We start from the raw sequence: 12,809 nt of genomic DNA, 5'->3' as shown, positions 1-12,809 counted from the left end.
CCTGCTTTTTTATCATTATTTAATAGAATATTAATAAATTAAAAGTTCCAATCCTCATCTTCTGTGGTGATCATTTTACCAATGATGTAAGAGGAACCTGAACCAGAAAAGAAATCGTGGTTTTCGTTAGCATTTGGTGAGAGTGCTGACAAGATTGCCGGGCTGACATTAGTCGTCTCTTCAGGGAAAAGAGACTGATATCCTAAATTCATTAATGCTTTATTGGCATTATAGTGAAGAAATTTTTTGACATCCTCTGTCCAACTAACGTCATCATATAAAGATTCGCTATATTTAATTTCATTATCGTATAAGTTTAATAATAATTCATAAGCGAAATCTTTTATTTCATTTTTTTCTTTATCACTATATTTGATGAGTGATTTTTGAAATTTATAGCCGATATAGTAGCCATGAATCGCTTCGTCGCGAATTATTAATCGAATAAGATCGGCGGTGTTGGTTAGTTTTCCTCGGCTTTACCAGTACATTGGCAGGTAAAATCCAGAATAGAAGAGAAATGATTCGAGAAAGACACTGGCAATTTTTTTCTTAAGAGGATGAGTGTGACAATAGTGCTCCAATATTAAATGGGCTTTTTTTTGTAAAGCGCTATTTTCTTCACTCCATTGATAAGCATCATCAACATCGGAAGTCAGACAAAGGGTTGAAAAGATAGAACTATATGAACGAGCATGGACTGCTTCCATAAAGCTGATATTTGACATAACGGCTTCTTCATGCGGTGTTAAGGCATCCGTCATCAGTGCAGGCCCTCCTACGCTATTTTGAATAGTATCAAGTAGGGTTAAGCCAGTAAAAACACGTATTGTTAGTGTTTTTTCCTGTTTTGTTAATGTATTCCAAGTTGGAATATCATTTGAAAGTGGAATTTTTTCTGGTAACCAAAAATTGGTGGTTAATTTATTCCATACTTCTAGATCCTTATCATCCTCAATACGGTTCCAGTTGATTGCTCGTACTATCGAATTTTTTATCGCCATTTGATAAACCTATAAATTATAGTGCACATGAAACGCAGCCTTTGACTTCTGTTCCTTCTAATGTTGATTGTCGGATCCGTATGTAATAAAGGGTTTTAATCCCTTTTTTCCAAGCATATATCTGAGCACGATTAATATCTCGCGTGGTTGAGTCATCAGTAAAGAAAAGGGTCAATAACAGCCCTTGATCGACATGTTGGGTAGCAGCAGCATATGTATCAATGATTTTTTCAGCACCTATTTGATAAGCATCTTGATAATACTCTAAATTTTCGTTCGTCAGGTAAGGGGCTGGATAATAGACGCGGCCAATTTTTCCTTCTTTACGAATTTCAATACGCGCAACAATCGGATGAATGCTGGAAGTTGAATGATTAATATAAGAGATAGAGCCTGTGGGTGGAATGGCTTGTAAATTCTGATTATAGATCCCGTGCTCTATAATAGATTGCTTGAGTTTTTGCCAATCTTCAGTAGTTGGGATATGGATGGCTGAGCGTTGAAATAGCTGTTTTACTTTTTCAGTTTTAGGTTGCCACTGCTGATTAATATATTTATCAAAATATTCGCCAGAGGCATATTTAGAGTGCTCAAAACCGCTAAAATATTGTTGGCGCTCAATAGTTAGCTTATTCGATGCCTGTAATGCGTAGTAAGTTACGGTATAAAAGTAGATATTGGTAAAATCAATTCCCTCGTCTGAACCATAATGAATATGCTCACGTGCCAGATAGCCATGTAAATTCATTTGTCCTAAACCAATAGCGTGTGATTTTTTATTACCTGCTTGAATCGAGGGCACTGATTGGATCTGGCTCATATCTGAAACAGCTGTTAATGCTCTAATGGCAATCTCAATTGAATGAGCAAAGTCAGGGGAATCCATCGTTTTGGCAATATTCATTGAGCCTAAATTACAGCTAATATCTTTACCTACATGCCGATATTCTAAATTCTCGTCGTAGATGCTGGCATCATTGACTTGTAAGATTTCTGAGCACAGATTACTCATATTAATCCGACCATAAATAGGATTTAGACGATTGGCATTATCCTCAAATAAAATATAGGATAGCCTGATTCAAATTGAATTTCTGCTAAGGTGAGGAAAAACTCACGGGCGTTGATTTTCTGTTTGCGAATGTTTTTATTATTTACCATTTCTGAATATTTTTCAGTAATATTAATCCCTGACATAGGGACACCATAACAGAGCTCAATATCGTAAGGTGAGAAAAGATACATATCTTGATTATTTTTAGCTAGATGAAAGGTAATATCCGGGATCACTACACCCAGTGACAAGGTTTTAATCCGGATTTTTTCATCGGCATTTTCACGTTTAGTATCTAAAAAGCTTAAAATATCAGGGTGATGGGTGTGCAGATAGACTGCTCCAGCCCCTTGTCTTGCGCCAAGTTGATTGACATAAGAGAAGGCATCTTCTAGCATTTTCATTACAGGTACTACGCCAGAAGATTGGTTCTCAATCAGTTTTATCGGTGCCCCAGCTTCACGTAAATTAGTAAATAAGAAAGCTACACCACCGCCACGTTTTGACAGTTGCAAGGCGGAATTGACAGAACGGCCTATCGATTCCATGTTATCTTCTATCCGCAGTAAGAAACAAGATACCAGTTCACCACGCTGTTTTTTACCGCAATTTAAAAAAGTGGTCGTTGCTGGTTGGAAGCGGCCACTAATAATCTCATCCACCAGTTGACTAGCTAACTCTTGATTTCCTGGGGCAAGCGTCAAAGCAACCATGCAAACTCTATCTTCATAACGCTCTAAGTAACGCTTACCATCAAAAGTTTTTAAGGTGTAGCTAGTATAATATTTAAAGGCACCAAGAAATGTTTGAAAACGAAACTTGTGGTTATAGGCTTGCTGGAAAAGTTTTTTAATAAAAGTAAATGCATATTGTGCCAGTCTTGCCGAGTTGTAATAATTTTCTGCTACCAAAAAATCCAGTTTTTCTTGTAAATTATGAAAAAAAACCGTGTTTTGATTGACATGGTGGCGAAAGTAATGATGAGCCGCCTGCTTATCTTTATCGAGTTGAATTTTATTATCTTTATCATACAGGTTTAGCATGGCATTGAGTGCATGATAATCGAGTTGTTCTTGAGGCTGTACTGTCATAAGGAAGCTCCGTATTACTTCACTGCATTTGTTGTTGCCAAACTTGTTGTAACCCTTGGCGTACTTTTTGAAGATCCCGTTCAGTACCGAGTAATTCAAAACGATAGAGCAATGGTACTTGGCATTTAGCGGAAATAATGTTACCTGCTATAGCGTAAGTTGCACCAAAATTACTATTTCCTGATGCAATGACGCCCCGTAAAAACTTTCGATTTTGGGGGGCTTTGTTGAATAAATCAGAATTAGCCGCCAGGATGGCTCCCTCTGCTACAGCTGTTATCCGATCCTGACGCTGTGTGGCATACCCAACAACGTCATACGGTTCAGCGCTTTGACCATCGCCATTGCTTCACCTACCTGAGCCTCATAGTCACGCAGGCTCAGATGGCCACCCAGCAAAGTTTTTATGCGGAACATCGCTGTTTCTGCCACTGAACGCCGGTGATAACCCACTTTCTTTTTCCACATATCATTACTCCTGCTCAGACGCTGATTCGCCACCGCATGGTTACGTTCATGGTACTTATCCGGCCAGTATTTCGCTCCGCTTCGCGGCGGGATAAGGGGCCTGATTTTCTTTCTTAGCAACGCATCGTGGCAGTAACAGGCGTCATAAGCACCGTCTGCTGACACTTCCCTGATTTTCCGGTGGGTTTGGTTAATCAGGCCCGGCAGTGCCTGCGCATCTGTCGTTCCGCTGAGCGATAAGTCGGCACAGATAATCTCATGAGTCACACTGTCTGCTGCCAGATGAAGCTTGCGCCACACTCTTCGTCTGTCAGCCCCATGCTGCCTGACTTTCCATTCACCTTCGCCAAAGACCTTCAGACCGGTACTGTCGATGACCAGATGCGAGATTTCACCACGCGTTGGCGTTTTTATGCTGATGTTGACGCTCTTTGCTCGTCTGCTGACCAGCGAGTAGTCCGGACATCACAGCGGCAAAGACATGAGTTTAAAAATCGAATCAACGAAGCCCTGTAATGCCCGGAGCGACAGGTTAAACACACGCTTCATCATCAGGACAGTGGTAACAGCCATATCGCTGTAGTAAAGCGGCCGGCCACGACCTTCAGGCGAAGAACTGTCAGTCCATCCAGCGATGGCCGACTCATCAAGCCAGACCGTCAGGGAACCGCGTTGTCTGAGTGCCTTGTTGTACGCGGGCCAGTTGGTAATTTTAAACTTTTGCTTTGCCATGGGGACCTGATGTTGAAACGAATTTAGCGATCAGCTCCGCCAATCACCTAAAAGTTCGATTTATTCAACAAAGCCATTTTGGGGTTGATTTAAAAAGTAAATAACAGCTTTGGGCACAGCACCGTTTTTACCACCGCCACCATAGTTATGGAGCAGTAAAACGTAAGGTTGGATCGCATTTGGTAGTATCTCATTCGTATCAATAGGAATGCGTGTAGCAGGGAAGCCCAATCTTTGCACAAAGCGATGGCAATTTTCCGATTTACTGGAATAGTAAATAAGTGACTGAGTTTTCATCATATTATGTTAATTACTAGCTAATTGATTGATCATATCAGGGCGAAAGCCTGACCAATGTTGTTTACCGGCTATAACAACGGGTACTTGCTGATAGACCAATTTGGTCATAAAACGCAATGCTTCATGATCTTGGGTTAAATCCACGACATCATAAGGTAAATTTTTACGTTTTAGTGCTAGACAAGTTGCATTGCACTGTACACAATCTGGTTTACTGTAGACGATAATATTCATTGTTGGCTCCTTAATTTGGTAATAACTAAGTTTACAATTGATCAGCCATTATAAATACTATATCTTGATTTATTTTTATTCAACCATACTATATATAGTGTTATCTAATTTGTGGTGGGAATTTTATCTAACTTATTATTTCAACAAGAAATAAAAAATTTGTATTTTTATTATATTTTTTAACAAATATTCCAATAGGTAGAAATATTTTTCCCAACAGCGGTAATTTTGCTTGCGGGATAAAATGAATTGTTAAAATAGTTCACTATTTTAAGGAAGTTGTTATGTACCACCATTATTTTTCTACCCCAAAAGGTTTTCCAAGACCTTTCATTCACATTACCGCTGATCATAATGGAATAATCGGTGTTGATTTTGTTAACCAAATAAATGAAAAAGAACGTAAAAATGTTCATACCGAACAGTGTATAAAAGAATTAGAGCAATATTTTAATGGTGAAAGAGACAATTTTTCTGTCATCTTGAATCCTTCTGGTACCCATTTTCAGAAAAGATTTTGGCAGCAACTTGGTGAAATTCCATATGGCCAATGCTGGAGTGATAAGGAACTCGCAATTGCACTAGGTTCTGATAATTTCTGTAGAGCAGTTGGTATGGCAAATTCGCGTAATCCTATTGCGCTTATTATTCCGTGTCATCGTGTTATTGGTCATGATGGTAAATTAGTAGGTTACAGCGGTGGGTTAGATATAAAAAGTTGGCGTTTAGATTGGCTTTGTTGAATAAATCGAACTTTTAGGTGATTGGCGGAGCTGATCGCTAAATTCGTTTCAACATCAGGTCCCCATGTCAAAGCAAAAGTTTAAAATTACCAACTGGCCCGCGTACAACAAGGCACTCAGACAACGCGGTTCCCTGACGGTCTGGCTTGATGAGTCGGCCATCGCTGGATGGACTGACAGTTCTTCGCCTGAAGGTCGTGGCCGGCCGCTTTACTACAGCGATATGGCTGTTACCACTGTCCTGATGATGAAGCGTGTGTTTAACCTGTCGCTCCGGGCATTACAGGGCTTCGTTGATTCGATTTTTAAACTCATGTCTTAGCCGCTGTGCTGTCCGGACTACTCGCTGGTCAGCAGACGAGCAAAGAGCGTAAACATCAGCATAAAAACGCCAACGCGTGGTGAAATCTCGCATCTGGTCATCGACAGTACCGGTCTGAAGGTCTTTGGCGAAGGTGAAAGGAAAGTCAGGCAGCATGGGGCTGACAGACGAAGAGTGTGGCGCAAGCTTCATCTGGCAGCAGACAGTGTGACTCATGAGATTATCTGTGCCGACTTATCGCTAAGCGGAACGACAGATGCGCAGGCACTGCCGGGCCTGATTAACCAAACCCACCGGAAAATCAGGGAAGTGTCAGCAGACGGTGCTTATGACGCCTATTACTGCCAAGATGCGTTGCTAAGAAAGAAAATCAGGCCCCTTATCCCGCCGCGAAGCGGAGCGAAATACTGGCCGGACAAGTACCATGAACGTAACCATGCGGTGGCGAATCAGCGTCTGAGCAGGAGTAATGATATGTGGAAAAAGAAAGTGGGTTATCACCGGCGTTCAGTGGCAGAAACAGCAATGTTCCGCATAAAAACTTTGCTGGGTGGCCATCTGAGGCTGCGTGACTATGAGGCTCAGGTAGGTGAAGCAATGGCGATGGTCAAAGCGCTGAACCGTATGACGTTGTTGGGTATGCCACACAGCGTCAGGATCGGATAACAGCTGTAGCAGAGGGAGCCATCCTGTCGGCTAATTCTGATTTATTCAACAAAGCCGTTTAGATTATGAAAAGAATGGAAATAGTCGAAAAATTGGCTAAAAATGTTATAATAAACATTTATAAACACTATTATTGGTTTTTTTGATTGTTTTTAGGTTTTTATCCTATATTACAATGATAATTTAAGTTTTTAATTAATTTCGTGATCTTAGTAGTAGACAATGAAGTATAATTTTTGCTGTACTATATAAGACACAAACTGTTTTTATTTATGTAAAGGTAATATTGATGTCAAAAGTTAAAGGTAGCGTTAAGTGGTTCAACGAAGCAAAAGGTTTTGGTTTTATCACTCCAGAAGATGGCAGTAAAGACGTGTTCGTTCACTTCAGTTCTATTACAACCGAAGGTTTTAAGAGACTTTGGCCGAAGGTCAGAAAGTTGAGTTTGATATTACTGAGGGGGAGAAAGGGCCATCTGCTATAAACGTTGTCGCTATTTAATTTCTATGCCTTTCGCTTGTAAATCTGCATGATAAGATGAGCGTACTAATGGGCCACATGCTGCATGAGTGAAGCCCATTGCTATTGCCTCATTTTTCATTTCTTCAAATTCTTTAGGGCTGACATAACGTTTTATTGATAAATGATGCCGACTGGGTTGGAGATACTGGCCTAAGGTTAGCATGGTAACGCCGTGGCGGCGTAAGTCTCGCATAACATCAAATATTTCTTCATTAGTTTCACCTAGTCCAACCATTAATCCTGATTTTGTCGGTATTGCAGGATGCATTTGCTTGAATTTTGCTAGTAGTTGTAATGACCATTCGTAATTAGCGCCAGGGCGTACTTGGCGATAGATACGCGGAACATTCTCAAGATTGTGATTAAAAACGTCGGGTGGCGCAGCGGCTAAAATTGCTAAGGCGCGATCCATACGACCGCGGAAATCAGGCACTAGCGTTTCTATTTTGATGTTTGGATTTTTCTCTCGAATAGCGGTAATGCTGTCAGCAAAATGTTGGGCTCCTCCATCGCGCAGATCATCACGATCTACTGAAGTAATAACAACGTATTTTAATCCCATATCTTTAATGGTTTCTGCTAATTTTGCTGGTTCATTAGGATCAGGAGCATTAGGACGTCCATGGGCAACATCGCAGAATGGACAGCGACGAGTACAGATAGCCCCTAAAATCATAAAAGTGGCGGTACCATGATTAAAGCATTCAGCGAGGTTAGGACAAGAGGCTTCTTCACAGACTGAGTGTAAGCCATTCTTACGCATTGCGTTTTTTATCTCTTTTATTCTGCTGGAATCAGCGGGGAGTTTTATTTTCATCCACTCAGGTTTAGGTAAAATTTCTGTATGATCCGTTCTTATTGTTTTGACAGGGATCAGTGCCATTTTATCAGCGTCACGATATTTAACGCCACGCTCCATTTGAATTGGTCTACTCATAATTATGCCAGTTCCATTAGGTTCCTGCTGCGGATCAATAATAGATATATTTTATGTTATCACATGTGATCATTATTTATGTCATGTTTAAATTTTTTTTAATAATTATAAAAAATTATAACAACTTATTCTGCAAGTTGAAATCCTAGTAGGTTGCAGAAATGTTTTATTAATAAAGGTTTGACATCTTTAACCTGGCTGCCAGGGACTAAATCATTTAGTTGCGTCATTTGCATGCCGGCATAGCCACAAGGATTAATACGTTCGAAGGGCGCAAGATCCATATTAATATTTAATGCTAAGCCATGAAACGAACAACCTTTATGGATACGTAACCCAAGAGAGCATATTTTTTTTTGTTCAACATAAACCCCGGGGGCTTCGCGCTGTGCGTAGGCGGTAATACCAAATTCGGATAAAGTACTAATTACCGTATTTTCCAGTGTAGTTACAAGCTCTCTCACACCAATTTGATTACGCTTTAAGTCTAATAAAATATACATTATTTGCTGACCGGGGCCATGATAAGTGATTTGTCCACCACGATCAGATTGGATAACTGGAATATTCCCAGGCGTGAGTAGGTGCTCTTTTTTACCCGCTTGGCCTTGGGTAAAAACAGGGTAATGTTCCACTAGCCAAAGTTCATCTGGTGTATCAACCGCGCGTTTTTTAGTAAACTGATGCATCTCATCAGAAATGGGTTGGTAAGCATGCAGCCCAAATTGACGTAATATAATGGTTTTTTTTAACAAACTTTTTCTGCCACTGATAGGAGGGGTATGCAATAATTATGCAGTATAACCTGCATAAATTATTCTTGCTAGTATAGTTAGCGTGACGCTTGAAACTATAAACCCGAAAATCTGCTATCTTCGGGTTTATAATTTCAAGTGCATCAATAATTTGTGTCTACAACACCATACGAACTAATTCTAGTTTAGCTAATTCTTCGTACAGTTGTTCTATTTGTTCAATGTTGGTTGCTGTGATGGTAATTGATACTGAGTGAAAGTTACCTTTACTACTGGGTTTAACCGATGGTACATAATCACCCGGAACATGTCGTTGAACCACTTCAACGATTTGATCTGTTAACTCAGGTTTAGCAAGCCCCATCACTTTGTAGGTAAATGAGCAAGGAAACTCTAGGAACTCATGCAGTTTGGTTTTCATAGCTTCTCCTAAAATACTACCACCACGCTTATTGCCATATTAAATGTTATATAATTTAGATAGTATATTTATTCATATTTCTTAAATAAAAAATTAAGTTATAAATTGAACATATTTACCATAATGGAGGTTGCAATGTTATTTTTCAATCTTTAGCCAAACCAGCGCTGAAAAAACAATTTAATATAATCTAATATGTTACTAAAAAATCCACCTTCATCGACCTCTTTCAAGACAACAAGCGGCCGTTGTTCAATGATCTTATTATCTAATTGTAAGTTAATGGTACCAACAACTTGGTTTTTCGCTAATGGTGCCTGTAGTTCAGTATTGTTTAATGTATAGCTAGCTTTTAAATCTTTCATACGACCACGGGGAATGGTCAGATAGAGATCGTTTTCAATACCTAATTTTACCTGATCAGTATTAGCAAACCAAACCGGTTGAGAGGCAAACTCCACCCCGCCTTCTAATGGTTTGACGGTTTCAAAAAAGCGAAAGCCCCAAGTGAGTAATTTTTTGCTTTCGGTGTCCCGACCTTTACTGCTATGGCCACCTAATACAACAGATATGAGTCGCATATTCCCTTCGGTAGCGGAGGCAACCAGGTTGTAACTTGCTGCGGCAGTGTGTCCTGTCTTAATGCCATCTACATTCAGGCTTTTATCCCATAACAAACCATTTCTATTTAATTGGCGGATCTTATTAAAAGTGAACTCTTTTTCTTTGTAAATGGCATATTCTTCCGGAACATCGCGGATCAGCGCTTGGCCGATTAGAGCCATATCATGTGCGGAACTATATTGTCCATCAGCATCTAAGCCATGGACAGTAAGAAAGTGGGTGTTTTTTAAACCAAGGCGTTGAACATTGTTGTTCATTAATTTGACAAAACTCGCTTCGTCACCCGCCACATACTCAGCCATTGCCACACAAGCATCATTACCAGATTGTAAATTAATGCCACGTATCAATTGAGATACAGAGACACGATCACCGGGTTTTAAGAACATCAGCGAGGAGCCTTTGAACACGGGGTTACCTGTGGCCCAGGCATTCTCGTCGATAGTGACGATATCGTTCATGCTAATTTTACCTGCTTTAATTGTTTGACCAATGATATAACTCGTCATCATTTTAGTCAGACTGGCAGGGTCACGACGTTGATCGGCATTTTTTTCCGCTAACACTTTGCCTGAATAATAATCAATAAGAATATATGCTTCAGCGTCAATATTTGGTGCAGAAGGGATCACGTTAATTTGCATAGCATTATTGCTATTAGCAAATAGAGTGCTGGAAAATATAAGGCTAATATTAAGTATTAGGCTACCGATAGAACGGGAGAAAATTGCATATTTCATAATAATATACGGGATCCGCTGGCAATATGTTAATAGAGTGGACATCGTAATATCAGCTTAAAAAGTCATATACTATTTCTGAAACATAGATGCCTGGTTAGTTGCTTTTTATTTTACTCTAATGAGATTTTATTGATTAATCAATAGATTATTTGGTATTTATGATAATGCTCGATTGATTTAATTCTATTAATATTTTGTTTTGTATTTGTTCCGCTATTTTAGCATTTTGAAAAGGGCCAAGCTGCACACGGTAGATATTATTAAATGGTTGAATACGCCCAGGTGTGTTTAGCTTTTTTGAAACAGCCTGTTGCCATGCTGCTGCTTTAGCCTGATCACTTAACGCACCTATTTGTACGAAATAACGTTCAGTAGCCACGCTTGCTGATTTCATTGACGACGGATTAGCAGGATTATTTTGACTCACCATATTGGTTGATACCGTACTAGGAATTTTTGTTGATTGTATTGATTGAGATAAAGCGGGTTGGTGAGTGTGATTTTCTGCTGTTGATTGATTGCTGCTTGAGGAGTGGGTCTCTAATTTTGGTGGTTTAAGGTGCTGGTAGGGGAAACTAAAATCGGATCAATTTTAATACGTGTTGTTAGCATTAAATTTAACCGATCGGCAGCTGCATGTGATAGCGCTATATTTTTACCGGCTATATAGGGGCCTCGATCATTAATGCGGACTATCATCATTCTGCCATTGATTAAATTAGTAATACGGGCATAACTTGGAATAGGTAAAATAGGGTGTGAAGCTGTGAACTCATAAGGGCTGGCTGTTTCACCCGTCGTAGTTGTTTTACCGATAACTTCAGAGCCAAAAATGCTAGCAAAGCCTGTTTCACTGAAATGGGCAGGATCTTTTATTATTTGATAAGTTTGGCCATTAAGTTGATAGTCATTATTAGCGCCAGAGTGATAAGGTTCATAACGCTGCTCTGCTCCTGATATATCTTGTACCGGCGCCATAGGCGTATTGGTATTTTGTTTAGTTTGAGAAACACAGCCTGCTAAAAGTGCTATAGTAATGCTAAATATAAGCCAGTGATAGTGCATTACATACCTCGTGATTATAAGCTGTTTGACAGAAATTTTCGATGGGTATGGATTGACATAATAATTCCAAATCCAGCCATTAAAACGATTAATGCCGAGCCGCCATAACTTACCAACGGTAAAGGAACACCCACTACAGGTAAGATACCGCTAACCATGCCAATGTTGACAAATATGTAGACAAACAGAATTAACATTAAGCCACCAACCATAACTCTACCAAAGGTATTTTGTGCATTAGCTGCAATTATTAACCCTCGCATGATTAGTAGTAGATATAATACCAGTAAAATAACTACGCCAATTAACCCTAGTTCTTCAGCTAATACGGCAAAAATAAAATCAGTATGACGTTCTGGTAGAAATTCTAATTGCGATTGCGTGCCATGTAACCAGCCTTTGCCCAATAATCCCCCTGAGCCAATAGCAATTTTAGATTGGATAATATGATAACCAGCACCGAGAGGATCTGTTTCTGGATCGAGTAACATCATAACACGATCTCGTTGATAGTCGTGCATCAGAAAGAACCATAGAATAGGAATAAAGCAAGCGATGCCCGTGGCTGCAATGGCAATCAATTTCCAATTCATACCCGCTAAGAACAGGATAAACAAACCGGAGGCAGCAACTAAAATAGATGTGCCTAGATCAGGTTGATCGGCAACCAGTAGTGTGGGGAGAAATATAAGTATCAATGCCAGCAGGGTATTTTTTAAGGTGGGAGGGCAGAGATCGCGATTGACAAAACGTGCAACCATCAATGGAACCGCAATTTTAGCAATTTCAGACGGTTGAAAATGAACGAAGCCAAGATCTAACCATCGTTGCGCACCTTTACTGATTTGCCCAAATGCATCGACAAAAATTAACAGCATTAAGCAAAAAATATACAGGTAGGGCGCCCAATTTTCATAGATACGCGGTGAAATCTGCGCCATAACAATCATGACAACAAATCCAATCGCGATTTGTATCAGCTTACGCTGCATCATATCAATATCTTGCCCACTAGCACTCCACATGATCATGACACTGTATATCGTTAAGGCGAGAATAATCAGCAACATTGGAATATCAATATGTAAACGCGTCCAAATAGGTAATTTATGTGATTTATCGGTCATA

At 39.7% G+C, this 12,809-nt stretch carries 12 protein-coding genes and 5 pseudogenes; 3 read left to right on the top strand and 14 right to left on the bottom strand.

Annotation, left to right across the window (positions count from 1 at the left end; translation table 11 throughout):
* Window positions 1–38: 38 nt before the first annotated feature.
* The 6 genes and pseudogenes from nrdF to E3U36_RS00300 form a co-directional block, all read right to left on the bottom strand.
* A pseudogene (gene nrdF, locus E3U36_RS00325) lies at window positions 39–1,004 on the bottom strand (class 1b ribonucleoside-diphosphate reductase subunit beta).
* A 16-nt stretch (window positions 1,005–1,020) separates the two neighbouring features.
* Window positions 1,021–3,149, bottom strand: a pseudogene (gene nrdE, locus E3U36_RS00320) (class 1b ribonucleoside-diphosphate reductase subunit alpha).
* Window positions 3,150–3,168: 19 nt separating this feature from the next.
* Window positions 3,169–3,429 carry a class Ib ribonucleoside-diphosphate reductase assembly flavoprotein NrdI gene (nrdI, locus tag E3U36_RS00315; protein ID WP_180817462.1) on the bottom strand — a complete coding sequence of 87 codons (261 nt, stop codon included), beginning with the start codon at window positions 3,427–3,429 and terminating at the stop codon, window positions 3,169–3,171.
* Window positions 3,426–4,349 (bottom strand): annotated as a pseudogene (locus tag E3U36_RS00310) (IS5 family transposase). Before E3U36_RS00310 ends, nrdI begins: the two are co-directional and overlap by 4 nt.
* A 60-nt stretch (window positions 4,350–4,409) precedes the next feature.
* Window positions 4,410–4,646, bottom strand: coding sequence for a class Ib ribonucleoside-diphosphate reductase assembly flavoprotein NrdI (locus E3U36_RS00305; protein ID WP_238337565.1), 237 nt, complete (start codon window positions 4,644–4,646; stop codon window positions 4,410–4,412).
* Window positions 4,647–4,655: 9 nt separating this feature from the next.
* Entirely contained in the window at window positions 4,656–4,883 is a 228-nt protein-coding gene (locus tag E3U36_RS00300) for a glutaredoxin family protein (RefSeq protein ID WP_180816730.1), read from the bottom strand.
* Window positions 4,884–5,167: 284 nt separating this feature from the next.
* Between E3U36_RS00300 and E3U36_RS00295 the strand changes: the two genes are divergently transcribed.
* A complete protein-coding gene (locus E3U36_RS00295) occupies window positions 5,168–5,626 on the top strand; it encodes a methylated-DNA--[protein]-cysteine S-methyltransferase (protein ID WP_180816729.1) in 459 nt (152 codons plus the stop codon).
* Here the strand turns inward: E3U36_RS00295 and E3U36_RS12875 are convergent.
* Window positions 5,575–5,697, bottom strand: coding sequence for a hypothetical protein (locus tag E3U36_RS12875; protein ID WP_255479083.1), 123 nt, complete (start codon window positions 5,695–5,697; stop codon window positions 5,575–5,577). The genes E3U36_RS00295 and E3U36_RS12875 overlap by 52 nt on opposite strands.
* Here E3U36_RS12875 and E3U36_RS00290 point away from each other — a divergent pair.
* Together E3U36_RS00290 and cspE are read left to right on the top strand one after the other, a co-directional pair.
* A pseudogene (locus E3U36_RS00290) lies at window positions 5,691–6,614 on the top strand (IS5 family transposase). The gene E3U36_RS12875 and the pseudogene E3U36_RS00290 sit on opposite strands and share 7 nt — an antisense overlap.
* 289 nt (window positions 6,615–6,903) lie before the next feature.
* Window positions 6,904–7,115, top strand: a pseudogene (cspE, locus tag E3U36_RS00285) (transcription antiterminator/RNA stability regulator CspE).
* Here cspE and lipA read toward each other — a convergent pair.
* The 7 genes from lipA to mrdB all read right to left on the bottom strand — a co-directional run bounded on the left by lipA (window position 7,108) and on the right by mrdB (window position 12,808).
* Window positions 7,108–8,073: a lipoyl synthase gene (gene lipA / locus E3U36_RS00280; RefSeq protein WP_180816728.1), complete on the bottom strand. Its 966-nt coding sequence runs from the start codon at window positions 8,071–8,073 to the stop codon at window positions 7,108–7,110. The pseudogene cspE and the gene lipA sit on opposite strands and share 8 nt — an antisense overlap.
* A gap of 125 nt (window positions 8,074–8,198) precedes the next feature.
* Window positions 8,199–8,861, bottom strand: a complete 663-nt coding sequence (lipB, locus tag E3U36_RS00275; RefSeq protein WP_238337469.1) for a lipoyl(octanoyl) transferase LipB — start codon at window positions 8,859–8,861, stop codon at window positions 8,199–8,201.
* A gap of 124 nt (window positions 8,862–8,985) precedes the next feature.
* Complete coding sequence (ybeD, locus tag E3U36_RS00270; protein WP_180816727.1) at window positions 8,986–9,249, bottom strand: DUF493 family protein YbeD; 264 nt, start codon at window positions 9,247–9,249, stop codon at window positions 8,986–8,988.
* 152 nt (window positions 9,250–9,401) lie between these two features.
* Entirely contained in the window at window positions 9,402–10,613 is a 1,212-nt protein-coding gene (gene dacA / locus E3U36_RS00265; protein WP_180816726.1) for a D-alanyl-D-alanine carboxypeptidase DacA, read from the bottom strand.
* Window positions 10,614–10,761: 148 nt separating this feature from the next.
* On the bottom strand, window positions 10,762–11,046 hold the full coding sequence (locus tag E3U36_RS00260; RefSeq protein WP_180816725.1) for an SPOR domain-containing protein: 285 nt from the start codon (window positions 11,044–11,046) through the stop codon (window positions 10,762–10,764).
* A gap of 110 nt (window positions 11,047–11,156) precedes the next feature.
* Window positions 11,157–11,681 carry an endolytic peptidoglycan transglycosylase RlpA gene (gene rlpA, locus E3U36_RS00255; RefSeq protein ID WP_180816724.1) on the bottom strand — a complete coding sequence of 175 codons (525 nt, stop codon included), beginning with the start codon at window positions 11,679–11,681 and terminating at the stop codon, window positions 11,157–11,159.
* A gap of 14 nt (window positions 11,682–11,695) precedes the next feature.
* Window positions 11,696–12,808, bottom strand: coding sequence for a peptidoglycan glycosyltransferase MrdB (mrdB, locus tag E3U36_RS00250; RefSeq protein ID WP_180816723.1), 1,113 nt, complete (start codon window positions 12,806–12,808; stop codon window positions 11,696–11,698).
* Between the last annotated feature and the right edge of the window lies 1 nt (window position 12,809).

Origin of the sequence: Arsenophonus endosymbiont of Aphis craccivora (assembly GCF_013460135.1) — a bacterium.
Classification (GTDB): Bacteria; Pseudomonadota; Gammaproteobacteria; order Enterobacterales; family Enterobacteriaceae; genus Arsenophonus; species Arsenophonus nilaparvatae.
The sequence above is the reverse complement of the archived record's forward strand: the minus strand, read 5'-3'. Positions and strand labels throughout refer to the sequence as shown.